Source organism: Rathayibacter sp. AY1E3 (genome assembly GCF_002932235.1).
Classification (GTDB): Bacteria; Actinomycetota; Actinomycetes; order Actinomycetales; family Microbacteriaceae; genus Rathayibacter.
Genome location: NZ_PSVN01000008.1, coordinates 147,157 through 171,705, shown reverse-complemented (window position 1 = coordinate 171,705; position 24,549 = coordinate 147,157). Strand labels below are relative to the sequence as shown.

The window sequence follows — 24,549 nt, the reverse complement described above, 5'->3', positions numbered from 1 at the left end:
GGTTCGGGTGTCCAGGGGAGGCATGCACAGGAGACGCGCGAGGTCCCTGTTCGTGACGCGGAGGCGCGGAATGCGTTCGGGGTGGCGCAGTGATCGGTGTCGGACCGGCGCGACCGGCGAGGGCTGTGCCATCGTCGGGAGGGGGCGGAGTCCCCGCCGATCCGGAACCGACACCCAGGAGACGACCGCATGGCGCACGCCGCGCTGATCATCCACAGCGCACGGAAGGTCGACGCGGCCGGGACGGTGGAGGACCACTGGCTCCTCGCGCGGGACGGCGCGATCACGGCGACCGGCACCGGCACCGGCTGGCAGGCGCAGGCGGAGGGGGCGGAGCTGCACGACGCGCGGGGCCTCACCGCTGTCCCGGGCTTCCTCGACCTCCATGTGCACGGAGGGGGCGGTCACGGCTTCGACGGAGGAGCGGAGGCGATCCGCGCGGGCCTCGCGCTGCACCGCTCCCGTGGCACCACGCGCTCGCTGGTCAGCCTGGTCTCGGCGCCGCTGGAGCAGCTGGAGTCCTCTCTGGACGCGGTCTCGGCCCTCGCGGCCACCGACCCGCTCGTGCTCGGCGCGCACCTCGAGGGCCCGTTCCTCGCGCCCTCGCGCAGGGGAGCGCACGACCCCGCGGCTCTCGTGCACCCCTCCTCCGGCGCGGTCGGCCGGCTGCTGGACGCCGCCCGCGGACGCCTCGCGCAGATCACGCTCGCGCCCGAGCTGCCGGGAGCCCTCGCCGCGGTGGAGCGGCTCGCCGGCGCCGGCACGGTGGTCGCGGTGGGCCACACCGAGGCGGACGCCGACCAGGCGCGGGCAGCGTTCGACCGCGGAGCCCGGCTGGTCACGCACGCGTTCAACGCCATGCCCGGGATCGGCCACCGCTCCCCGGGCCCGATCCCGGTGGCCCTGGGGGACGAGCGGGTCGCGCTCGAGCTGATCCTCGACGGCCGGCACGTGGACGTCGAGGTGGTGCGGCTCGCGTTCGCGGCGGCTCCCGGGCGGATCGCGCTCGTCACCGACGCGATGGCGGCGGCCGGGGCGGGTGACGGAGTGCACCGCCTCGGCCCGCTCGACGTCGAGGTGCTCGGCGGAGTCGCCCGGCTCGCGGGCACCGCTGTGCTCGCCGGATCCACGCTCACGCAGGAGGAGGCCCTGCGGCGGGCCGTCGGGCCCGGCCGGCTCGGGCTGCAGGCGTCCGTCGCCGCCCTCACCGCCGTTCCCGCCCGCGTGCTCGGCCGGGGCGACCTCGGCCTGCTGGCCCCCGGGTACCGCGCCGACGTCGTCCTGCTCGACGCGTCGCTCCGCGTGCAGCGGGTCTGGGCCGAGGGGCGCCCGTTCCCCGACTCCGCGGCCGGCGCGTCGCGACCCCGGGTCAGGGCGTCGGCGTGACGGTCCAGGTCCCCTCGGTCTGGACGGCCATGACGCCGGGCAGGTCGGCCTCGAACACCTCGGAGAAGGCGACGGAGTCGCCGAACAGCTGCGGCTGATCGGAGGTCGTGAACACGCGGCCGGAGAACGAGTCGTCCGGACCCGCGGGCGTGTAGTCGACCGTCACGCGCGGGACGTCGTCGGAGAAGAACAGGACGGCCGGGCCGGTGCCGGACTGTGCACCGCTCACCGTCGCGAGGTCGTTCCAGCTCTGCAGGCCGAGCGTCCACGGCCCGTCGGCTCGGACGATCACCTGCTGCTCGACGGGGTCGTCGCGGAAGATCCCGGTCAGGAACGACCCCGTCATCGGGGCGGCGGCCTCGCCGAAGGGCGTCATCCGGCCCGCGGCGGTGACGATCGCCGTGCCGGTGCAGGCCGAGCAGTCCAGGCTCAGGACGACCGCGAACTCGCCCTGCCGCTGGAACGACACGTCGGCCGGGCCGGTGCCCGAGACGGTGGCGGGGACTCCCTCGCCGACCGGCCCGGCGTCGACGACGATTCCGACCGGCTCGGCGGTCGCCGGAGCGGAGGGGGTCGGGCTCGGAGTGATCAGGTCGGTGATGGCGGGTCTCGGCGTCCGCGAGGCGGGCGCGGACGCCGTGGCGCCCGCCTCGGCCCCGCCGCCGGCGGTGCACCCGCCCAGCAGCAGGAGCCCCGCCGCTGCCGTCGTCGCCACTGCCGCTGTCGTCCCCCGAGCCCTCATGCGTCCAGACTGCCAGGGCTGGTCCGGATCGTCGTCCCCGGAGGGAGTCAGAGGAGCAGGGCGCCGAGGCCCGCGGCGGCGAGGACGACGACCCACGGGGGCACGGTCCAGCGCGTCAGCGCCACGAAGGCGCCGATCGCGAGCGCCAGAGCGCCGGTCGAGCCGATGCCCTCGGTCAGCACCGGGTCGTAGAGGGCGCCGCCGAGCAGTCCCACCACGCCGGCGTTCACGCCGGCCAGCGCCCTCTGCGCGACCGGCAGGTGCCGCAGCCGCTGCCAGAACGGGAGCACGCCGACCACGAGCAGAGCGCCCGGCAGGAAGATCGCGACCAGCGCGATCGCCGCCCCCGCGACACCGTCCGGCGTCCCGGCGCCCACCGCGCCGAGGAACGCGGAGAAGGTGAAGAGCGGGCCGGGCACCGCCTGCGCCGCCCCGTATCCGGCCAGGAACTCGCTCTGCCCGACCGTGCCGGCGCCGACCGTCTGCGCCTCCAGCAGAGGCAGCACGACGTGGCCGCCCCCGAACACCAGAGCGCCCGCGCGGTAGAAGACGGAGGCGAGACCCGCCGCTCCCTCGCCCGTGAGAGCGTCCAGCAGGGGGAGGCCGGCCAGGAGGAGTCCCCAGAGGGCGAGCGCCGAGACCGCGAGCGCCGTCGGGATTCGGACCGCGAAGCCCGGGCCGTCGTCTGGAGCCGCCTCCTCACGGCGGAGCCACAGGACGCCGGCCAGGCCCGCCGCCGCGATCACCGCCACTTGCAGCGCGGGCTCCGGGGCGAGGAGCACGGCGACGGCCGCCGCACCGGCGATCGTCGCGCGTCGGCGGTCCGGTGCGAGCGAGCGCGCCATCCCGAGCACGGCCTGTGCGACGACCGCGGCCGCCGCCGCCTGGAGGCCCAGGAGCCAGCCGGCGGAGGCGACATCGCCCGTACCGGCGACGAGCCCGGCGACGAGGACCAGGGCGATCGCCGAGGGGAGCGTGAATCCGCACCACGCGGCGACCAGTCCGGCGAGTCCCGCGCGCTGCAGGCCGACCGCCATCCCGACCTGGCTGGACGCGGGTCCGGGGAGGAACTGGCACAGCGCGACGAGGTCGGCGTACGCGCGATCGGTCAGCCAGCCGCGGCGCACCACGAACTCCTCGCGAAAGTAGCCGAGGTGCGCGATCGGCCCGCCGAACGAGGTCAGCCCGAGGCGGAGGAACACGAGGAGCACGGGGAGGGCGCCGCCCCGCTGCAGCCGACCCGTCTCCGACACGGGGGCATCCTGCCAGACGGCGGTGTCCAGCACGCGTCGTGTCACCGGAAAAGGGACGATAAGCGGCCGGATAAGCGATTCCTCGCCCATTCTCCTCCGGTCGATAAAACGGTGGGTAGAAATACTGAACCCCTTCTCATCCCCTCTGTTAGCCTGATCCGGCTTCCCTTTCCTTCTCGAGGAGAAGGTGATCCGCATCAGTAGCGCGAGCGCTGCCGCTCGTTCACTGAACGCCTTCTCCTCCTCTTTCGATCGGTGTACCCGGAACGGTGACGATCGGAAAGGCTCTCTCTTCCGTGACTCCTCAGGACACTGCCGTCGGCGACTCCGCCGACTCCTCCCGCACCGGCTCCCGATCGGGCGTCAAGGCCCTCTCCGCTCTCTCCCGCCGCACGATCCTCGCCGGATCCGTCGCCGGCGCGGGCGCGATCGCCTTCGCGACGCCGGCCCTCGCGGCCGGCGACCTCACCGCGGTGCCCCGACTGCCCGGCGAGGTCTCGCGCCTGTCCACCGCCACGTCGAAGACGGGCGGGAAGCGCTACGAGATCATCGACGTCGTCGTCGCGGGGGACCGGGCGCGCCTGTTCGTGCCGCACGCGACGCCTCCGTCGCAGACCAGGGGCGCATCGATGCTCTGGTACTACCACGCCCGCAACGGCACCCACACGGCGCTCTCGAGCGCCTTCGCGTACTCGGCCGACCTCGCCGTGGACCGCGGCATCGTCAGCATCTGCCCGACCTACGGCGGCAGCATCTGGTCGAGCCCGCGAGCGATCGAGATCCAGGCCGCTGTCGTCGCCTGGGCCTCGTCGGTGTGGCGGATCGACGCGAGCCTCCTGCGCTCCGACTCCGGGGGCGGGCCGCTTCTGACCTGGGCCTACGGGAAGCGGATGGTGCCGAACATCCGGGGCGCGTACCTCTGCAACAGCTCCTACGACATGGAGGAGCGGGCGGCGAGCGAACCGGACCGGATCGGCCCCGAGTACGCCGACGCCGCGGCCATCGCCGCCACCAACCCGGCGCGGCTGCCCGCGTCGGTGTGGCGCGGTGCGCGGCTGAGGATCACCGGATCGCCCGACGACAAGGTCGTGCCGTTCGCCCTGCACGGCGCCGCCCTCCACGCCGCGGCCCTGCCCCTGGCGAAGGAGGCGACGGTCCGCACCCACCCGGGGGAGGGCACCGACGGGCACAAGGTCCCGAGCTTCACCAACAAGGAGATGCTCGACACCTTCCAGCGCTGGATCGCCGAGGGCCCCGTGCCGCAGACGGAGCCCGAGCCCGAGACGCCGCCCGTGTCCACGCTGCCCGGCGCGGGCACCTACGAGAACGGCGCCGCGCAGATCGTCACCACCGGCACCTGGACGACGCTGAAGGCCACCGCGGACAGCGGCGGGAGCATCGCCTACTCGACCAGCTCCGGCGCCTCCGCGACGCTCGCCTTCACCGGCACGAGCATCGCCTGGATCAGCCGACTCACGTCGTCCTCCGGGATCAACGACGTCGAGCTCGACGGTGTGAAGGTCGCCTCCGTCGACCGCTACAGCGCGTCCACCCGCTCGAAGCAGACGGTGTGGAGCAGCGGACAGCTCGCCGCCGGGCCGCACACGCTGACGATCCGCCGGGGGAGCGGCCGCAATCCGGCCTCGACCGGGACCAACCTGCTGCTCGACTCCTTCGTGGTCGGCGACGCGACGCCTCCGCCGGCGACGACGCTGCCCGGAGCGGGCACCTACGAGAACGGCGCCGCCCCGATCGTCACGACCGGCACCTGGTCGACGTTGAAGGCGAGCACGGACAGCGGCGGCAGCATCGCCTACTCGACCACCGCGGGCGCCTCCGCCACCCTCGCCTTCACGGGCACCAGCGTGAGCTGGATCAGCCGCCTCACCGGCTCGTCCGGCATCAACGAGGTCGAGCTCGACGGAGTCAAGGTCGCGTCCGTCGACCGCTACAGCGCCGCGACGCGGTCGAAGCAGACGGTCTGGAGCAGCGGACAGCTCGCGGCCGGGCCGCACACGGTGACCATCCGCCGCGGGAGCGGCCGCAACCCGGCCTCGAGCGGCACCAACCTGATCCTCGACGCGTTCGTGGTCGGCGACGCCGCTCCGGTCCCCACGGTCACCGTGCCCACGCCGATCGCGGAGTGGTCCTTCGCCGAGAGCGCCGCCCCCTTCGCCTCGGCCGTCGCGGGCGCTCCGGCGCTCCGGCAGGGCGCGGGCTCCTCCGCCCGCGCCGTCGCCACGCCGTTCGGCACCGGAGTCGCCCTCAACGGGACGACGGACCACCTGGTCGTCCCCAAGGACGAGGTCGGCCCGCTCAACCTGGGCGCCTCGACCGGCCAGGTGACGATCGCGGTGTGGGTGCTCAACTCCGCCGCGGACGGCGCCTGCATCGCGGGCGTCTGGGAGGAGTCGACGGTCGGGCCGCTGCGCTCCTACGCGCTGTTCAACAACCTCCCCGAGTACGGCGGCTGGGAGCGCGTGTGCATGCACGTCTCGAAGCTCGGCGGGCCGACGCCCGGCTACCCGTACTCGCGCGACTACTCGGTGGAGCCCCGCCGGATCACGCGCGGCGTGTGGCAGCTGCACGTCGGGACGTACGACGGCGCAGTCGCGGTCTCGTACCTCGACGGCGCCGCCACCGCGTACCCGGTGTACACCGACAAGCTCGGCGCGACCTACGCCAAGAACCCCTACGTCTACTCCGACGGCCTCAACGCGGCTCCCGGCGACTTCGTGGTCGGAGCGGTCGGCCGGGACGGCACGATGATCAACCGCTTCGCCGGCTCCCTCGCCCGACTGCGGGTGTGGGACCGGGCGCTGACCGCGGAGCAGGTGAAGCAGCTCTACTCGGCCGAGAAGGGCGCTCTCGGGTGACGACCCGAGGGCGGTGACACGAGTCCGAGAAGCGGATGATCCGCTTCTCGGACAAGGCCGTTCGAGCGATAGCGGGCGTCCCTCTTTCGAGGGTGGTGTTATCGGCTGAATACAGATCGGCGGGCGGCCGCTTCACGGCTGCTTCGCCGTTCTCCGCCGCCTGTATCCGTTGCGCGGGATTCCGTACCCAGGCGGACGTGCGCTCCCGGAGGGCCGTACGGCGGGGGATCATCGCCCGGCGGCCGCGCAGCCCTGTCCCGGATCTCGGAGTGCGGCCCCGCGCCAGATGCGCACCGGCGCGACCACCTCCCAGCCGAGGGTGAGGTAGAGGGGGCGGCCGTCCGTGCTGGCGACGAGGAGACCGCTCCGTGCACCCTCGGACCGGGCCCAGGCGGTGAGGGCGTCGACGACCCGCCGTCCCAGCCCGCGTCTGCGGAACCGTGCATCGGTCTCGATCCGGTCCAGGACCGCGACCGTCCCGTGCACGGCGGCGGTGCCCTGAGCGGCGACGACTCCGTCGACCAGCAGCCGGACGCTCGCCACTCCGTCGGCGGCCTCGAGCACGGCTCCCGCGAGCAGGGCACCCTCGGCGGTGCGGCCCGGGCCGAGGAGCGCCGCCATCAGGCTCTCGTCGCCCGCGACGAGCTCCAGCCCGGCGGCGGGCGCGAGGCGGGCGTCTTCGCCCAGGCCGATGACCGTCAGCCACTCCTGGGGCCCGGCCACCCGCTCGGCGCCCGCCTGCAGCGCGGAGGGCGACGGATCGACCAGGATCCGCTCCCGCGTGCGCGACTCCGCTCCGACATCGACCAGCCATGCCCCGTCCTCGCGGACGCGCTGCACGCCGCGTGCCCGGCACCAGCCCTCGACCCAGTCGTCCACCCGCTCCGTCGTCGTGATCACGCCCCGAGAGCAGCCGCGACCGGACGGGCGCGATCGTGGGAAGCGGGTTCTCCCGGCGGTGGCCGTCGATCCCCAGCAGGACCGCCCTCGCGCGGATCGCACCCCGCGCACCGCGATCGGCCGGGTCCTCCCGTTGTCAACCTCAGTGCCACGGCGCCGTCCCGGCCCTACCGTCGGCGCGAGACATCCGCTGCACCGCCGGGACCCTGACGGCCGTGCCGAGAGTGAGGGGCCGATCCGATGCCCAGGCAGGACGGCGACCCGCGGAGCACCACCCGAGTGCTGCGCGAGCTGGTCGCCGCGTTCGAGGATCCGGGGGCCGTGCACCCGGCGCTGGCGCGGCAGGTGCGGAGCGCCGCCCGCGAGCTGCTCGGCGCGTCGGAGCGGGAACCGCTGCGCCTGCGCGTGCGGATGCCGACCCTGATGGTCCCGCGCTCGGTCGTGGACGAGGTGCCCGATCCGCCCCCGGTGCCGCCCGCCGCGCTCTGACCCGACGGCGCTCGTACACTCGGACGATGCGACACGGCATCGTCATCCTCCCGCAGGACCCGTGGGCCGAGGCCCGCCGGAAGTGGCAGTCGGCCGAGGGCCTGGGCTTCGACCACGCGTGGACCTACGACCACCTCTCCTGGCGCTCCCTCGCCGACCAGCCGTGGCACGCGACCGTCCCCACCCTCACCGCTGCCGCGATGGTGACCGAGACGCTCCGCCTGGGCACGTTCGTGGCCTCCCCGAACTTCCGCCACCCGGTGCCGTTCGCGAAGGAGATCGCGACGCTGGACGAGATCTCGGGCGGTCGGACGATCCTCGGGGTCGGCTCGGGCGGCACGGGCTTCGACGCGCGCGTGCTCGGGCAGCCCGACTACTCGCCCCGGCAGCGGCACGAGCGCTTCACCGAGTTCGTCACGGCCCTTGACGCGCTGCTGCGCTTCGAGGAGCCCGGCTCGGGCGGAGTGGACCTCGAGGGGGAGTGGTTCACCGCCCGCTCGGCGCGGATGGTGGGCGAGCCCGTGCAGCGCCCCCGCGTCCCGTTCGTCCTCGCCGCGAACGGGCCGAAGGGCCTCGCGCTCGTCGCCGAGCGCGGGCAGGGCTGGGTCACGACCGGCCCGGAGGGAGTGTCGAGCGAGGAGTGGTGGCGGGCGGTCGCGTCCCTCTCCCGGCGGCTCGATGCGGCGCTCGAGGCGGCCGGGCGCGACCCGCGCACCGTCGAGCGCCACCTCTCGCTCGACTCCGGGGGCGACTACTCCCTCGAGAGCGTCGCCCGGTTCGAGGACATGGCCGGCCGGGCGGAGGAGCTCGGCTTCACGGACGTGATCGCGCACTGGCCGCGGCGCGACGGCGTCTACGCGGGCGACGACGAGGTCCTCTACGAGGTCGCCTCGCGATTCTGACCGGGCCTAGGGGCTCCGGAGCGGTCCTCAGACCGCGCGGGCGCTCCCGCGGTCGACGAGACGCGCGGGCAGGAGGCGGATCGACGGCTCCTCGCCGCGGGACGGCTGCTCGATCCGCTCGACGAGCGTGTCGACCAGGTGCGCGCCGAGCTCGGCGGCACCCGTCTCGACGTAGCTGTAGGGGAGCGAGAAGTCGCGGGCGAACTCGGCCGAGTACAGGCTCACGACGGACAGCTGCCCGGGCACGGCGACAGCGCGTCGGCCCAGGATCGCGGGAAGCATCGCGATGGTCCGGTCGCTGTGGACGACCAGCGCCGTGAGTCCGGGGTTGTCGTCGAGGAACGCCGTGATCATCGGCTCGACGGCGTCGGCGGCGGTGGCGGCCGGGCGCATCACCAGCTCGATCCCGAGCCGACCGGCGGTCTCGAGAGCCGACTCGCGGAACCGGAGCCCGTAGGTCCCTCCGCGGTCGAAGACGCGCGCAGGAGGGGTGACGAGACCGATGCTCCGATGCCCGAGGGCGCCCAGGTGCTCGATCAGCAGGCGGGCCGCGTCGCCGAAGTCGAGGTCGAAGACGTCCACCCCGGAGGCGTCCGCGGGCACGCCGAGGGCGGCACCGGGCCGCCGCGAGGCGCGCAGGACGGGCAGCCGGTCGTCGTCGTCCGCGACGCTCAGGAGGATCAGTCCGTCGACCTGGCCGGAGCGCGTGAGTCGGCGGACGGCAGCCGCCCCGTCGGCCTCGGTGGCCAGCAGCACGTCGTAGCCGAGCTCGCGGGCGCGGGCCGTGATGGGGAGCACGTACTCGACCATCGCGGGCGCGAACTCGTCCGGGTCGAAGTGGACGAGCAGGCCGAGCGCCATGGTGCGGCGCGTCGCGAGCGCCCGTGCTCCGGCGTTGACCGTGAAGTCGAGCTCGGCGATCGCGTCCTCGATGCGCTTGCGCGTCTCGGCGGAGATGCTGCGCTTGCCGGAGAGGACGTACGACACAGTGCTGCGAGAGACCCCTGCCGCTTTCGCGACGTCTCCGATCGTGGCCATCTCCACCCCCGCTCGAACCGTGTCGAGAGTGGCAGTGCGGCGCGGCGCACGCAACTCGGGCGCCGCGTCCCCGGAGCGAGGACCGGACGCTGCGGCTCCGGCGCTCTGCTCGTCCACGGCGCGGCCGTCCCCGTCGGGGAACGTCCGGTCCCGACGACACGCCGACGCGGCCGGGCGCACGAGGTGCCCGGCCGCGTCAGGGCGTTCTGGACGGATCAGCCGCAGCGCGCCGCACCGTAGGCCGGTGCCGTGGATCCGCTCGCGGCAGCGCCGTCGACCGTCCCCGCGATCCGCACGTCGAGAGCGCCGGCTCCGACGCTCGCAGCGCGGGTGCTGAAGGCGGCTGAGACCGTCTTGCCGGGAGCGACCCCGGTGAAGGTCTTCGTGCCCCAGGCCGAGCCGATCGTGATGTCAGCGGCGACCGCGCTGGTGTTGGTCGCCGTCCCCGTGATCGTGACCTTCCCCGCGGTGCAGCGCGAGGCCGCCGTGCCGCTCACCGTCAGGCCCGTGGTCCGCCCGACGAAGGGCGTGACCGAGATCCTGTCGATGTTGGGCGCGTACTGCGAGGTGAGCAGGACGCCGGGGAAGGTGTCGGAGAGGTAGGTCGTCCCGTCGAACCCCGGGAGCTCCTTCGAGGTGATCGCGATGGTGTTCGAGCCCTTCCTGAGCGTGACCGGCACGCTCAGGTCCCACAGCTGGTTCTGGTGGAACGTGTGCGGGAAGAGCACGCGCTGCGTCACTCCGTTGACCGTGATGTCCGCGTGGCGGGCGAGCGGGTCGGGGTTGTAGTGCGTCGCGGGGGACTGCTCCTCGTTGGAGTAGCGCAGCGTGAGCGCGTAGGTCCCGTCCTGCTCGGCCTTCACGTCGCCGAAGGTCAGGGTCGAGTCGCCGTCGCGTCCGCCGCCGATGTTCCCGACGGCCTTGCCGCCCGACGCGAAGGACAGGTCGCGGACCGTGGCGGGGCCGGTGATCGTGGCCGCCTCCGCCTCGTAGCTCGTCGTCGAGGGCGGGTTCGCGCTCGCTCCGACGACGATCCGATCGACGAGGAGCGTGCCGCTCGTGCCGACGACCTCGATCTTGTTCACGCCGCCCGAGAGGAAGACCTGGCGGGTCGAGCTCGCGCCCACCGGCCCGACCTTCACGTCGTTGACGTAGAGGTCGCCGGTGCCGCCGCCCAGGGTGTCCACCGTCACGGAGGACGGCGCGTCCTTCGCGGAGTAGCCCCAGACGGTGGTGGAGGCGCCGCTGGTGAGCGTCGCCGTGCCCGATCCGGAGACCCCGGCGCGGGAGTAGTCGGCCGTCGCGCCGTTCTCGAGCGTGCCGGTCTCGGCCTCGTGGATCGAGGTCGTGGCGGCCGCGCTGGGGAGGGAGAGCTCGATCTTGTCGACGATCGCGTCGCCCACGGTCGACTTCGTGCCGGCGAGGTTCTTCGCGGCGAGCGAGATCGTGTGGGTGCCGGCGGTCAGCTTCACCTTCGTGTCCGCGTGGTCCCAGACCACGAACTTGTAGGCCAGCGGAAGGAGGATCTCCTGCTCCGCAGCGCCGTCGACGCTCAGGAACGCGTTGATCGGACCCTGCTGGGCGTTGGCGGCGTAGGTGTTGAGGGAGTTGGCGAAGACGCTGAGGTCGTACTCGCCGTCCTTCGGGACGGTGACCGCGAAGTCGAGCTTCAGGTCACCGCCGGTGCGGATCCCGCCCACGTTGCGTCCGCCCGAGGTGTAGAAGCCGCCGACGTTGGTCGGCGAGCCCTCGGGTCCGTTGAGGTTCCGCGATCCGGTGTAGCGGGCGTCCTCGGCCTCGTACTTCTGGCGGAAGTCGACGGGCGAGGCGGACGGCGACGACGCGTTGGCGCCCGGGGTCAGGACGACTTCGTAGGCGGAGTCGATGTCGAGCGCGGGGAGGGATCCGCCGAAGTCCAGCGAGAGGGCGCCGTCCACGACGGACGCGTCGAACTCCTTGACCGTCTGCGGGGCTCCCGAGTCGCCGACCTGGCCGGTCCAGCGGATCTCGCTGACCTCCACGTGGACCTTCGAGCCGAAGGTGGCGGCCGGGATGCGCTCGAACGCGACCTTCTGCGAGCCGCCGACGCCTCCGAAGAGGGCTCTCGCCTGCTTGGCCGCGGTGTCGAGGGTCGCGACGCCCTGGAGGGTGTAGCTCTGGCCGGGCTTGGGCGGCGTGACCGCGACGGTGTCGCCGGTCATCGAGGCGTAGGCGTTGAGGAGCCACCACTGGCCGTTGGCGCGGTTGGCCTGCACCGCGGAGTCGGAGAGGTTGCCGTCGATGTTCCAGTAGGCGATGTCGCCGTCGACCTTCTTGTCCTCGAGCGCGCTGATCCACTGGACCATCTGGCCGGGCACGGAGGTGTGGTAGTTGAAGGCGTACTCGTTGAGGTTCACCGGCAGGTGCTTCCCGGCGTAGGACGTGCCCGCGTACAGCTCGTCCTCCCAGGCCCGGAAGCGGTCGACGTTGGTGCGGATCTCACCCGGGGCGCTCAGCTCGTGCCAGGTCATCACGTCGGGGACGGTGTCCTGCTCGAGCGTGTGGGTCATGAACCCGCGGACCTGGTCGTAGAGGACGCTGGTGTTCGGTCCGGCGATGCGGGCGTCGGGCATCCTGTCGCGGATCAGCGCGTAGGTGCTGTCCCAGGCCGCGAAGAACGCGGTCGGGTCCTCCAGCCAGCTCTTCCCGTCGTAGCTCCACTTCCCGTTGCCGAACATGTTGCCCTCGGGCTCGTTGAACGGCACGAACACGATGTTGTCCTGGTACTCCTCGGGGAGCGCGAGCACCTGGTCGACCTGCGTGGCGATCTTCGCCTGGTAGTCGGCCAGCTTCTCCTGGGGAGTGCTGCCCGGCCACTCGTAGGGGAAGCCGCGGTAGATGTCCGTCATGTAGATGTAGGTGTCGCCGTCCGAGGTGTCGGCGACGGCCTTCGCGACGCTGAGCGCGTCGGCGCCCGGATGCTGCGGCCCGTCCTGCGCCTTGGTCGAGACCGTGCGCAGGTCGATCCCCTCGAGGAGGTTGTCGGAGGGGAGGCCCTCGCCGTAGACCCCGTAGAGGGTGCCGGACGCGCCGCCCATGAACTCCCCGGTGCTCGTGCCGAGGTCGATGGTCATCTCGTCGAGTGCGCGCACCGTGACGGTCGCCGTGACCGCGGTGCCGAGGCCGGTGACGGTGCCCTTCACGGTGAAGGTGCCGCGCTTCGCGTACGCGGAGGCGGGGACGCTCTCCCAGGTGACCGGGGCGTCGCGGTTCACGCCGTCGGAGTAGGTGGCGGGGACCCCCGGCAGGGCCGGCGCGACGCCGATGCCGGTGGTGACCGCGACGCTCGTCGAGAGAACGCCGGTGACGGCCGGCGCGGCGTCCCCCGCCAGACCCCGGACCTGAGCGGCGGTCAGAGCCCGGTCGTAGACGCGGAAGTCGTCGATCGCTCCATCGAAGTAGGGGTGCACGTTCCAGAGCGCCCGGCCGATGTTGCCGCTCTTGGAGGCGGAGGCGGAGTAGAGCTGCTTCGCGAGATCGACGGAGGCGGGAGCCGTCGCGACCTGCAGACCGTTGAGGTACAGGGTCACGGTCGTGCCGTCCATCGTCGCGGTGACGTTGACCCACTGGTCCTTCTGCAGCGGCGAGGAGCTGGAGACACCGGTCTCGCCGCCGTCCTTCAGCTGCTTGATGATCGCGCGGGCGCTGCCGCCGTCGAACGACGGAGCGAAGGCCGACGCGGCGTCGGGGCTGATGCCCAGGCACCACAGCCACTGGAAGCCTCCGGTGCCGGACCACTTCGTCCAGGCGGAGACGGTGGTCTGCGTCACGCCCTGGAAGAGCCCGTTCGGCACGGTCAGGTACGGCGCGGAGGTCGAGTCCGCCGCGCCCCCGGGAAGGTCGATCGCGGTCGTACCGGCCTTCCGACCCGCGACGTACGTCGCTCTCGCGCTGTTGACGACGGTGCCGTCGAGCTTCTTCGACGAGAGGTCGGCGACCGTGGATCCGGACACCTGCCCCTGCTCGAAGTCGTACTGGAGGATGAGCGCGTCGGCGGGGACGGAGGTGTCGGCCGCGGAGGCGGACTCGGCGCTCGGGAGAGCGACGGCGAGGGCGGCGAGTGTCGCGGCACTCAGCGCGAGGGCGAGGGAGCGGGTGCCGCGCCTCGGGGAGGACATCGTTGTCACGCTGGTCACTTTCTGTGGGGACAGCCGGCCGGACGACGGCGGGCGTCGGTCCGAGGTCGGAGCAACAGTGCTTCGAACCGGTTCGACAAAACTAGGTTCCGCGCCTGCGACACGCAAGAGGACCTGAGAAGTTCCTCGTCCGGCTCGCAGGTGACGGCGGTCGCTCCGGGCTCTCGCCGGGACCCGTCAGCCCGCCGGAGCGGCCGTCGCCGCGACGCTCGACGGTGAGCGGACGGGCGCGCATCGCCGGGGAAGTGCTGCTGATCGGGATGCTCGCCGGATGCACGGCGGGTCCCTCCGCTCCCGTCGACGACCGGATCATCGTCGCCGCGGAGAACAGCTACCGGCACGCAGGAGGACGTCCTGGACGCGGTCGAGGGGAGCCGCCCGGACTGGCTGAGCCCCGACGGCGTCCTCCCGCGGTGACCCGCGGGACCGCGGCGGCCTGTGCCGCGTGCGGGAGGATGAGGGCATGACGCTCCCTCCGCCGACGCTCCTCTCCCCGCCGCTCCAGGACCGGCTGGCCCGGTGGTTCGACGAGAAGGCGCCGCCGGCCCCCTCGGTGAGCTGGGCCCTGTTCGACCGCAGCGGGCTCCTTGTCCACCACGGCCGCGGCGAGCACCGCCTCGACGGGGCCGCTCCCGGGCCCGGGACCGTGCACCGCATCGCCTCCATGTCGAAGAGCTTCGAGGCGGCGGCGGTGCTGATCCTGCGCGACCGCGGGCTGCTCCGCCTCGACGACCGCGTCGCCGACCACGTGCCGGAGTTCACCGACCCGCTCGACTCCGCGGGCCGACCGCTGCCCGTGACGGTCAGGATGCTCCTCAGCAACTGCTCGGGTCTCCCGGAGGACAACGGCTGGGCCGACGACGTCATGGCTCTGACGCGGGAGGAGTTCCTCGAGGTCGTCGGCCGCGGGCTGACCTTCACGGAGCGGCCGGGTGAGGTCTACCAGTACTCGAACATCGGCTTCTGGCTGCTCGGCGTGCTCGTCGAGAACGTGACCGGGGAGGACTTCCCGTCCTTCGCGACGCGGACGATCCTCGAGCCGCTCGGCCTCCACGACACCCGCTACGACAGCGGCGACTACCCCGACGGCACCGACCTGGCGGCCGGCTTCAGCACCTTCGACGACGGAGCGACCTGGGTGCCCCGCCCCGTGACCGGCACCGGAGCGGGCGCCTGCGCCGCGAGCATGTTCAGCACGGTCGGCGACATCGCCCGCTGGAGCGGCTGGCTCTCCTCCGCGTTCGAGGGCGAGGACGGCGCGGACGACGACCCGGTGCTGAGCCGTGCCTCCCGCCGCGAGATGCAGCGCGGCTGGACGCCGGTCCCCGCGCTGAGCCCTCGCGCCGTCGAGAGCACGCTCGACGGCTCCGCGTACGGGTTCGGCCTCGTCGTCGAGCACGACGTCCGCTTCGGCGGGATCGCCCACCACTCCGGCGGCCTGCCGGGCTGGTCGTCGAACATGCGGTGGCATCTGGAGTCGGGCCTGGGGGCCGTGGTCTTCGCGACCGCGAACGGGGCGAAGCTCGCCGCCGCCGCGACGGGACTCCTCCGCGCCGCCCTCGAGGACACCGCTCCTCCGGCGCGGACCATCACCCTCCTCCCGTGGACGCTCGCCGCGGCCGCCGCCGTCGAGGCCGCGATCGTCGCGGGAGACCTCACCCGGGCGGGGGAGCCGGGCAGCGGCGCCCTGTTCAGCCCCAACCTGCTGAGCGATGTGCCGGCCGACGTGCGCGCCCGCCGCCTCGCCACGGCGATCGCGGAGATCGGCGGGCTCGCCGAGGACCCGACCGCGAGGCCGCTGGTGGAGCGGCTGCTCTGGAGCGCCTCCGCGGCGCAGGCGGCCTTCCTCCTGCCGGGCCGCGACGGAGAGCTCGAGTGCCGGCTCGAGACCACGCCGACCGTCCCGGCCCTGATCCAGCGCCTCGAGATCGTCGTGCGCGAGGCTCCGACGGCTGCCCTCCCGGTCGTGCGCTTCTACCGCCCTCGGGCCGGCTAGCGGTCGAAGACGAGGCGCGGACGCGGCGGACCTCGACGCTCCCGCATCGAGAACGGCGGGCGGCCCGCGAGGGACCGCCCGCCGTCACGCTCCCGCGGTCAGCGGATCGTCGTGCTCGCCGTGTCCGCGTTGCTGCGGATGGACGGGTCGGGCGTCTTCGTCGAGAACGCCGCCGCCAGCGCGGTCGCCGTGCCCGAGACGGCCGCCCTCACCGTGATCTTCTCCGACACGGTCCGCCCGTCCGCCAGGCCGGCCCGCTGGAACCCCACGACGTTCCCGACCCTGGTGTACGAGCCTGTCGCCGAGACGAACTGCACACCCGCGGGCAGGACGACCTGCGAGAAGACCGACCCAGACGCAGCCGGACCGGCGTTCGTCGTGATGAGGGTGTAGGTGAGCGTCCTCCCCTTCACCGCCGAGGCCGGCCCGGAGAGGTCGACGCGCAGATCGGCCTTCGTCGCGACCTGCTTCGGCGAGACCGTCAGCGTGCTCGTCGCCCGAGCCGTGCCCGCCGAGTTCGCGGCCTGGATGCTGAAGGTGGTGGTCCCGGCCGTGGTCGGCGTCCCGGAGAGGCGCCCGGTCGCGTCGAGGGTGAGTCCGGCGGGCAGTGCGCCGGAGACCAGGGAGACCGACGGAGCGGGCGTGCCGCTCACCGCGTAGCGGAAGTCGTAGGCCGAGCCGACGACGCCGGCCGCGACCGTCCCGGAGAGGGTCGGCGCGACCGTCGGCGACGAGACGGTGACGGTGCTGGTGGTCTCCGCGGAGGCGGTGCCGGCGCGGGCCGCCAGCGTGAACGTGAAGGTGCCCGGCGCGGACGGAGTCCCGGTCAGGCGCCCGGCCGGAGTCAGGGTGAGGCCGGACGGGAGCGCACCGGAGGAGACGGCCACCGACGGCGCGGGGAAGCCGGAGACGGTGTAGCCGAAGTCGTAGGGGGTGCCGACGACGCCCGGCCCGGGGGTGCCGGAGATCGCCGGTGCAGCGGCGGCGGGGGAGACGACGACGGTGCTGGTGGTCTCCGCGCTCCCCGCAGCGTTTGAAGCCCGCAGGGTGAAGGTGGAGCGGCCGGCGGTCGTCGGCGTCCCGGTCAGGCCGCCACGATCATCGAGGCTCAGGCCGGCGGGGAGCGTTCCGGAGACGAGCGAGACCGTCGGCGCCGGTGTGCCCGTCACGCTGTAGTCGAAGTCGTACGGGGTGCCCACCATCGCGGCGGGCGGGTCGCCGGCCAGGGTCGGCGCGACCGTCGTCTCCGCCACGGCGAACGTGTGCGGGGCCCCGACGGTGGCGCCGAAGGGGTTCCGCGCGGAGACGGCGAAGGTGGACGTGCCCGCGGTCGTCGGCGTGCCGGAGAGGAGCCCGGACGCGCTGAGGGTCAGGCCGTCGGGGAGTGAGCCGGAGGCGATCGCGAACGAGGCGGGGCGGTCGGCCGCGAAGGTGTACGAGGCGGCCGCTCCGAGCGGCCCGGACGCGGGAGGAGCATCCGCCGTCAGGACCGGACGCGGGCCCCGGGCGAGCACGTGATCGGGTCCGGCTGCGAGACCCGTCGTGCCGGCGAGGCCGGCGGGGGACTGCAGCTGCCCGGCCGAGCTCCGGCCCCAGCCGACGATCGTGCCGTCGCCCTTGAGCGCGAGGCTGTAGTCGGACGCGGCGGCGATCGCCACGACCCCGGACAGGCCTTCCGGCACCGTGGTCTGGCCGTAGTCGACGACGACCGAGTCGGAGCTCGCGCCCCAGGCGACGACGGTGCCGTCCTCCTTCAGCGCGAGGCTGTGGGTCTCTCCCGCCGCGACGGCCACCACGCCCTCGAGCCCCGCGGGGACGTCGGTCTGCCCGTAGAGGTCCCAGCCCCAGGCGATCACCCTCCCGCCGGACACGGCGAGGCTGTGGCGCTGGCCCGCGGCGATGGCCGTGACGCCTCCGAGGCCGGCCGGGACCAGGCCCTCGCCCAGCCCGTTGCTGCCCCACGACGTGACGGTGCCGTCGTTGCCGAGCGCGAGGCTGTTGTCGCGGGAGGACGAGATCGCGACGATCCCGGTCAGCGCGGCACTCCTCGAGACCTGCCCGTCGCCGTCGTAGCCCCAGGAGACGACGGTCCCGTCGCTCTTCAGCGCATGGCTGCTGTAGTCGCCGGCGGAGACCGCGACGACCCCCGTGAGACCGTCGGGGACGCTGGTCTGCCCGTACGACCCGCGGCCCCAGGCGACGACCCCGCCGTGGCCGTTCGCGGCGAGGCTGTGGGTCCGGCCCGCGGCGAGGGAGAGGACGCCCTCGACCCCGGCCGGGACCGTGGTCTTCCCGTCGGTGCCGCTTCCCCAGGCCGCCACCCCGAGGACAGGGGCGGACGGAGCGGCGACCGCCGCGAGAGGAACGGCGGTGCCGACGAGGAGCGCGACGGCCACGGTCAACCCGAGCAGACCCCGCCGGAGCCGCCGCGCCGCTCCTGGATCCCGCGGCTGCGACGTGCCGTCCTGGACGGCGGGCGGACGAGGGACGGTGCTGGAGCGCATGTGCTGCCTTCGATCGGGACGGCCCCCATCGGCCGTCCTCGAACCGTGGCACGGCCGTCCCGCCGCTGACAATGTCCTCTAGCGGCCCTGTCCGGAAGAGGGCGCTGCGAAGCTCCGCGGAGGGGTGCTCGCCCGGTCCCGCGGCGGGCCCGCGCAGCTGCGCCGATCGCCGCGCCGAGCGCATGTGACGGTCAGCGCATCCCGAGGGACGCCGTCGCCTCCTGACCGCTCAGCGGGGTCGGAACGGGGACCCCGACCTTCCCGCGTACGGGGCGTCCGCCTGGTCGAAGTCCCAGCGGCCCGCGGTGGACGGGCGGACGACGGGGGTCTTCGTCGGGGTCGGCGTCGCCGACGGCGCCGGCGCGGCGGCCAGCCCGGCGTGCCAGCGGAAGATCGCGTCGATGCCGTCCTGGTTCACCCACGACGGTGCGTTGTGGCCGAGCGCGTGCGTCCGGACGGTCGCCTCCCTGGCCGTGGCCGTCGCCTTCTTCACGAGGGCGAGCCCGTGCAGTGCCGGCGGCACGCTCGGGTCAGGGTGGGCCGTGTCGGACACCACCGCGCGGATGTTCGCGCCGGCCCAGGCGGAGGCGGGCAGCCGCTTCGGGTTGTGGGAGTCGATCTGAGCGGTGCTGCCGCCGAAGGCACCGCCGATCGAGAAGCGGCCCCGCGTCGTGCGGTCGTGGGTGTCGCGGAGGTCGTAGACGCCGTTGACCAGGTAGACGCCGTTGATGCCGGGGAAGACCCGCGCGCCGTAGTCCTCGCAGGCGAGCGCACCGCCGGCCGACATCGCCCAGAGGTAGCTCGCGGCGATCGGGAACTGGCCGGAGAGGTAGGCGTAGCCGTTCCGCTGGTGCTTCTGCGCGGTGTCGTTGGTCCAGATCGTTCCGCCGAGCGTCTGGCAGATCGCGATGGCGCCCCGCTCGACGGCGAGCTCGGCCGGGTACGCGAAGACGCTGGACAGCGAGGTGTGGTCGGCCTGCGCGGAGTGGATGAACCAGATCACCGGTACCGCCGCGGCCTGCCGCGGCTTCACCGTCTGCGGCACGAAGATCCGCGCGAGGTCGCCCGCGATCGAGACCGTGAGGACGTCGTAGAGCACGCCGCGGTTCTTCGTCCTCACGTTGATCGTGCGGGTCCTCTCCCCGGGCAGGCCGGGCACGGGGGAGGCGGAGGCGGAGGCGGCCGGGAGCGTCGCCGCGCCCAGAGCGAGAGCACCCGTGAGGGCGCCGCCGATGACGGCGCGCCGCCGGAGGCCGGGAGTTCGAGAGGGGGGTACTGCTGAATCGTCGGGGGACACGGGGGCTCCTCGTGCAGGGACCGCGAACCGACGAGGTCGGCGGAGCGGTCCGGGTCGGCGGGGGGGGGGTGTGCCTGCAACGCTAGCCGGAGGACCGGCCGGACGACCCGTCGATGCGCGCCAGTCGCGAGACGGCGGAGGGACGACGCCGCAGGGGCGGAACGATCCACGGCTCGGCGACCGCCTCGGCGGCGGATCGAGGCGCTCCGGAAGCGAAGGAGAGGCCCGTTCCTGATCGCCCGCCCCACCGGTTCCGACCCTTTCGCTCCGTTCGGGAGCACTTCCCCGCACCGGTCTGGCCCCCCGGTGTGAAGGCTCCCAGGTTCCTCGCGCTCGTCGGCGGACCGGTGCCAGCGTGAAGGGACCGAGAAGCAGAAGGAGAAACGACCATGACTCTTCGACGAACTCTTGCCACCCTCGCCCTCACGGGCGCCATCGCCTCCGTCGGCGTCGTCGCTGTCGCGACGCCCGCCTCCGCGGCCGAGGTCGCGAACGGACAGTACGTGAGCGCCGGGAACTACGCGTGCGGAGCCCAGGAGGTGGCCACCGGCGCCACCCTCGGACCCGAGGGCGTCCTGCGCCAGCGCGCTCTCGTCTTCCGCAACTGCGGGTCGAGCACGGTCGAGCGCAAGGCCGACATCATCGCCGACTTCGACGGCAGCTGCTACTCCGTGGCGCCGGGCAAGGCCCGAGTCCTCGACGCGCTGTTCGTGGCGGCGGGACGCAACACCTACCGCGCGTCCAAGGCCTGCTGAGGTCGCGTGCTCCGCCGGAGGGGCGGGTCGGGGACATCCCCGGCCCGCCCCTCCGGCTGTCCGGAACGACCACGCCGTCCGAGCCGTCCTCCCGCCGACCCGCCCGCGGATCACTCCAGCACCGGCCCCAGCTCCGCCAGGACCTCCGCGACCCGGGCCCGCGCCCGTGCACCGAGCCCGCGGATCGGACGCGGGAGGCAGCGCGCCTCGGCGAGACCGAGCTGCTCGGCCATCGCCGCGACCACGCGGTAGCTGCCGCCGTGCTCCGCGAAGAGGTCCCAGACGGGCTGCAGGCGTGCCGATCCCGCGATCGCCGCCGCCTCATCGCCCGACTGCGCCGCCCGGGCGATCGACAGCGCCGTCCGCGGGAAGATGCCGCCGATCACCGAGTACCAGGCGTCGCAGCCGCCGAGCAGCCCGCGCGCACCCGCGGCGTCCCCCGAGACCCCGACAGTGACCCCCTCCGGCACCCGCGCCCGGATCTCGCTGACGCGCGCCGCCGCGGCGCCCGGTCCCTCCGGCACGCCGGGGATCTTGAGGGAGGCGACCTGCGGCAGCCGGGCGACGGCCCCGTAGAGGTCGTCGGAGAAGGAGAAGCGCGTCGTCCCGGGGTTGTCGTACACGACGAGCGGCACCGAGAGCTGAGCCGTCACGTCCTCGTAGAGCCCCAGCACGTCCTCGTCCGTCAGCGGCTGGTAGCCGAGCGGCGCCAGGAGCACCGCGCTCGCCCCGGCGCTCTGCGCGTCCTCGGCGAGCGCCAGCACCTGCGAGGTGCGCAGCGCCCCGATCCCGACCACGACCGGCACCGGGCCGGCGCTGCGGACGGCGATCTCGGCGGCGCGCCGGCGCTCGCCGCGGTCCAGGTACGGAGCCGAGCCGGTCGAGCCCAGTGCGCCGATCGAGTCGACTCCCGCCCGCGCGAGCCGCTCGACGAGAGCGGCGAACGACCGCTCGTCGATGCTGTCGTCGCGGAGCGGAGTGAGGGGGAAGGCGCTGAGTCCGGTGAGCACGTCGGTCCGTTCGCTGGGGGCGGGAGGGGCCCGGCCAGTCTCCCCGGCGGCAGGGGCCCGGTCGAGGCCAGAACCGCCGGGGGCCGGGGGACCGGCCGTCACTCCGCGTCGAGCACCACTCGGGAGTGGAGTCCGAGCCGGTCGAGGAACGCCTCGTCGTGGCTGACGACGACCAGGCCGCCCCGCCAGACGGCGAGAACGTCGACGAGGTGGTCGGTCGTGGCGAGATCGAGATCGTTCGTCGGCTCGTCGAGCACGAGCAGCTGCGGAGCGGGCTGCGCCAGCACGAGCCCGGCGAGCGCGACGCGGAACCGCTCGCCGCCCGAGAGCGACGCGATCCTCCGATCGACCACGTCGCCGCGCACCAGGAGCCGCGCGAGGGCGTTCCGCAGCTCGACCGCCGGACGATCCGGCGCGGCCCGGGAGACGTGCTCCCGCACGGTGGCCTCCTCGTCGAGGAGTCCCTCGCGGCGCTGGGGGAGCCAGCCGACCCGCTCCGTCAGCGCTCGGGCCGTGGTGCCGGCGAGCGGATGCTCCCGCGCACCCGGCGCCCCGACGAGGTGCTCGAGCAGGGTGGTCTTCCCCGTCCCGTTCGCGCCGACCACGGCGATCCGCTCCGGCCCCTGGAGCACCGTCGTCCGGCCGCGCACCGTCACCTCCGCCAGACGGCGCCCGGCCGCGACCCCGGGGTCCGGCAGGTCGAGGCGGACCCGGTCGTCGTCCCGGACTGCTCGCGACGCTGCGTCGACCTGCTCGCGCGCCCGCGCCTCCGCGGCCCCGTGCCCGGAGCGCAGCCGTCCCGCGGTCGCCTCGGCTCGTCCTCCCCGCGCGTTCGCGAGGATCGCGGGCATCGACTCCGCCGATCGCGCCCCCGCCCGCGCCCGGCGGGCGATGGTCGTCTCGGCCTCGATGCGCTGCCGCCGCTCGGCGCGGAGAAGCCGGTCGGCGTCGCGCAGATCGCGCTCCGCGGCCGCCTGCTCGAGGGCGAGCCGCTCCTCGAACGCCGAGAACGTCCCGCCCGAGGTGCGGACCGCCCCGTCGCGCAGCTCCGCGATCTCGTCGACGTGCTCGAGCAGCTCCCGGTCGTGGCTGACGAGCACGAGCGTCCCGCGCCACCGGTCGACCAGGTCGAGCAGAAGCCCTCGGGAGCGCCGGTCGAGGTCGTTCGTCGGCTCGTCGAGCACGGCGATCGGCCGACCGCGCAGCCGGACGCCGGTCACGGCCGTGAGGACGGCCTGCCCTCCGGAGAGGGTCGCGACCGGCCGCAGCAGGTCCGCCTCCTCCAGGTCGAGACCGGCGTCGCCGAGTGCGGCGAGCGCTCGGGCCTCGAGGTCCCAGTCGTCCGCGAGCATCTCGAAGTGCCGCGGATCCGCGTCGCCGCGGAGGATCGCGTGCAGAGCGTCCAGGCGATGCCGGATCCCGAGGAGATCGGCGACGGTGTCGTCGGGCCCTCGCCGGAGGCGCTGGGGCAGCAGGTCGACGGGTCCCGTCGTCGAGACGCTCCCGGCGGTGAGGGAGAGGCCGCCGGTGACGAGGCGGACGAGGGTCGACTTGCCGGCGCCGTTCGCGCCGACGAGACCGGTGCGCCCGCGTCCGAACGCAGCGGTGACGCGGTCGAGGACGACGGAGCCGTCGGGCCAGGCGAACGTGCAGTCGTGGAGGACGACGGCGGGCGGGGTGGTGCGGGAAGTGGAGGGCACGGTGCTCCAGTGGTCGGTGTCGGCGCACGACGACCACCGGACTCCGAGGGAGCAACGGCTCGCCCCTGAGGGGCGGGCACGGGGGACGTCAGTGCGAGAGCAGCTGCTGCGTCGTGGACGCAGTACCGGTGCTGGAGCGCAAGAGTCCGTCTTCCGTGCGGGGAGCCCCCGTGACCGCGAGCCGCTGGATCGGCCGGTGTGGCGGCCGCACCGACGTCGCGGCTCGCGACGAGGTACCCGACGACCGTACGTGCCCGTCGATACACGCGCAACCGTGACCGACTGCTCGTCCGCCGCCTGCGTCCGTCGGCGCCGTCGCGCGGCTCGCGGCGGACGGCTCTCCCCCCACGGCGGAACGGCCGGACCGCCCTGGTATGCACGCTGCTGCCCACCGGTCGAGGGGGTCGCCGGCGGGCCCTCCCGTCGCCGGGCCCTCACTACGCTGAGCCCATGGTGACCATTCGCGACGTCGCGGCCGATGCGGGGGTGGCCCGCAGCACGGTGTCCTACGTGCTCTCCGGCAACAAGAAGCTCCCGGAGGCGACCCGCCTGCGCGTGCTCGCGAGCGTGGAGCGGCTCGGCTACCGGCCCGACCCGATGGCGCGGGCCCTGGCGCTGCGGCGCACGAACATCCTCGGCTTCTTCGCCTCCGTCGATCCGGAGTCGCGGCAGACCGATGTCGACGTCTTCATGCGCTTCGTGCGGGCGGCGATGTACGCGGCCCGCGCCCGCGGCTTCGACCTGCTGATGATGGGCACGGGCGAGGGGGAGCTCGCGCGCGACGTCCTCGCCGATGCGCTCGTCGTGATGGACATCCGCCGGGACGACCCCCGGCTGCCGGTCCTCGCGAGCATCGGCCTGCCGACCGCGCTGGTCGGCTACCCGGGCGAGGGCAGCCCGTTCAGCGCGATCGACCTCGACTTCGACGGCGCGGCGCGGGTCGCCGTCGACCACCTCGCCGACCTCGGGCACGTCGAGATCGCGGTCCTCGGGATTGGCCCCGACGCCTACGAGAGCGGCTACGCCTTCGCCCTGCGGTTCCGCGAGGGCTTCCTCGACCAGTGCCGCCTGCGCGGCGTGCGGGGCGCCGTCATCCCCAGCACCGACGACGTCGACGACTGGTTCGAGCAGGCGCAGGAGCAGCTCCCCGGCCTGAGCGCCGTGGTCACGCACGGGCCGGGCGTGCTCGAGCCGTTCCTGCAGCGCCTCAGCGGCCTGGGCCTGCGCGTCCCGGAGGACTGCTCGATCATGACCATCGCCCCGGAGGCGGTGATGCGGCACGCCGACCAGCCGGTCACCGTGGTGGACCTGCCCGGCGACGAGATGGTCTCGCGGGCGGTCGACCTGGTGCTCGACGAGCTCGCCGGCACCGCGACTCCGGGAGTGACGGAGCTGCTGCCCGCGGTGGTCGTGGAACTCGGCACCACCGCGCCCTTCTCGCCGGGCACCAGCCGGGGCGTCGTCCCCTCGTGGCGGCGGGCGCGCGGCTGACGTCGCCGGGTCGTCCGGAGCGTTCCCCGGGCGAT

16 protein-coding genes are annotated in these 24,549 nt (G+C 73.9%); 7 read left to right on the top strand and 9 right to left on the bottom strand.

All coding sequences use genetic code 11. The features are described 5' to 3' along the window. Positions 1 to 189: 189 nt before the first annotated feature. Positions 190 to 1,386 (top strand): N-acetylglucosamine-6-phosphate deacetylase, encoded by a 1,197-nt coding sequence (locus C5C53_RS08990; RefSeq protein ID WP_104267357.1) that lies wholly within the window; start codon positions 190 to 192, stop codon positions 1,384 to 1,386. Here C5C53_RS08990 and C5C53_RS08985 read toward each other — a convergent pair. Together C5C53_RS08985 and chrA are read right to left on the bottom strand one after the other, a co-directional pair. Continuing rightward, positions 1,370 to 2,101 carry a hypothetical protein gene (locus C5C53_RS08985; RefSeq protein WP_104267356.1) on the bottom strand — a complete coding sequence of 244 codons (732 nt, stop codon included), beginning with the start codon at positions 2,099 to 2,101 and terminating at the stop codon, positions 1,370 to 1,372. The genes C5C53_RS08990 and C5C53_RS08985 overlap by 17 nt on opposite strands. A 74-nt stretch (positions 2,102 to 2,175) precedes the next feature. Further along, positions 2,176 to 3,381 carry a chromate efflux transporter gene (chrA, locus tag C5C53_RS08980; RefSeq protein ID WP_258075401.1) on the bottom strand — a complete coding sequence of 402 codons (1,206 nt, stop codon included), beginning with the start codon at positions 3,379 to 3,381 and terminating at the stop codon, positions 2,176 to 2,178. Positions 3,382 to 3,677: 296 nt separating this feature from the next. On the opposite strand from chrA, the gene C5C53_RS08975 reads away from it, so the two are divergent. Next, a complete protein-coding gene (locus C5C53_RS08975) occupies positions 3,678 to 6,257 on the top strand; it encodes a LamG-like jellyroll fold domain-containing protein (protein WP_104267354.1) in 2,580 nt (859 codons plus the stop codon). Positions 6,258 to 6,485: 228 nt separating this feature from the next. Here the strand turns inward: C5C53_RS08975 and C5C53_RS17300 are convergent, their stop codons facing one another. Then, positions 6,486 to 7,157 carry a GNAT family N-acetyltransferase gene (locus C5C53_RS17300; protein WP_219813969.1) on the bottom strand — a complete coding sequence of 224 codons (672 nt, stop codon included), beginning with the start codon at positions 7,155 to 7,157 and terminating at the stop codon, positions 6,486 to 6,488. A gap of 240 nt (positions 7,158 to 7,397) precedes the next feature. On the opposite strand from C5C53_RS17300, the gene C5C53_RS08965 reads away from it, so the two are divergent. Both C5C53_RS08965 and C5C53_RS08960 read left to right on the top strand, forming a co-directional pair. After that, a complete protein-coding gene (locus C5C53_RS08965) occupies positions 7,398 to 7,646 on the top strand; it encodes a hypothetical protein (RefSeq protein ID WP_146078454.1) in 249 nt (82 codons plus the stop codon). A 26-nt stretch (positions 7,647 to 7,672) separates the two neighbouring features. Further along, positions 7,673 to 8,548, top strand: coding sequence for an LLM class flavin-dependent oxidoreductase (locus C5C53_RS08960; RefSeq protein WP_104257531.1), 876 nt, complete (start codon positions 7,673 to 7,675; stop codon positions 8,546 to 8,548). A 27-nt stretch (positions 8,549 to 8,575) separates the two neighbouring features. Here C5C53_RS08960 and C5C53_RS08955 read toward each other — a convergent pair whose 3' ends face one another. Both C5C53_RS08955 and C5C53_RS08950 read right to left on the bottom strand, forming a co-directional pair. Next, complete coding sequence (locus C5C53_RS08955; protein WP_104267363.1) at positions 8,576 to 9,586, bottom strand: LacI family DNA-binding transcriptional regulator; 1,011 nt, start codon at positions 9,584 to 9,586, stop codon at positions 8,576 to 8,578. Positions 9,587 to 9,801: 215 nt separating this feature from the next. After that, entirely contained in the window at positions 9,802 to 13,743 is a 3,942-nt protein-coding gene (locus tag C5C53_RS08950; RefSeq protein WP_104267353.1) for a LamG-like jellyroll fold domain-containing protein, read from the bottom strand. A 481-nt stretch (positions 13,744 to 14,224) separates the two neighbouring features. Between C5C53_RS08950 and C5C53_RS08945 the strand changes: the two genes are divergently transcribed. Further along, entirely contained in the window at positions 14,225 to 15,757 is a 1,533-nt protein-coding gene (locus tag C5C53_RS08945) for a serine hydrolase (protein ID WP_104267352.1), read from the top strand. A gap of 98 nt (positions 15,758 to 15,855) precedes the next feature. Here C5C53_RS08945 and C5C53_RS08940 read toward each other — a convergent pair whose 3' ends face one another. Next, positions 15,856 to 18,153, bottom strand: a complete 2,298-nt coding sequence (locus C5C53_RS08940) for a putative Ig domain-containing protein (protein WP_181127738.1) — start codon at positions 18,151 to 18,153, stop codon at positions 15,856 to 15,858. A 337-nt stretch (positions 18,154 to 18,490) separates the two neighbouring features. Further along, a complete protein-coding gene (locus tag C5C53_RS08935) occupies positions 18,491 to 19,558 on the bottom strand; it encodes a hypothetical protein (protein ID WP_104267350.1) in 1,068 nt (355 codons plus the stop codon). A 389-nt stretch (positions 19,559 to 19,947) separates the two neighbouring features. Between C5C53_RS08935 and C5C53_RS08930 the strand changes: the two genes are divergently transcribed. Further along, positions 19,948 to 20,313, top strand: coding sequence for a hypothetical protein (locus C5C53_RS08930; RefSeq protein ID WP_104222056.1), 366 nt, complete (start codon positions 19,948 to 19,950; stop codon positions 20,311 to 20,313). Between the two features lie 110 nt (positions 20,314 to 20,423). On the opposite strand, the gene C5C53_RS08925 is transcribed toward C5C53_RS08930, so the two are convergent. Further along, on the bottom strand, positions 20,424 to 21,323 hold the full coding sequence (locus C5C53_RS08925) for a dihydrodipicolinate synthase family protein (RefSeq protein ID WP_104267349.1): 900 nt from the start codon (positions 21,321 to 21,323) through the stop codon (positions 20,424 to 20,426). 98 nt (positions 21,324 to 21,421) lie between these two features. Next, positions 21,422 to 23,023, bottom strand: a complete 1,602-nt coding sequence (locus C5C53_RS08920; RefSeq protein ID WP_104267348.1) for an ATP-binding cassette domain-containing protein — start codon at positions 23,021 to 23,023, stop codon at positions 21,422 to 21,424. Between the two features lie 450 nt (positions 23,024 to 23,473). Here C5C53_RS08920 and C5C53_RS08915 point away from each other — a divergent pair, with 450 nt between their 5' ends. Continuing rightward, complete coding sequence (locus tag C5C53_RS08915) at positions 23,474 to 24,514, top strand: LacI family DNA-binding transcriptional regulator (protein ID WP_104267347.1); 1,041 nt, start codon at positions 23,474 to 23,476, stop codon at positions 24,512 to 24,514. Positions 24,515 to 24,549: the final 35 nt, after the last annotated feature.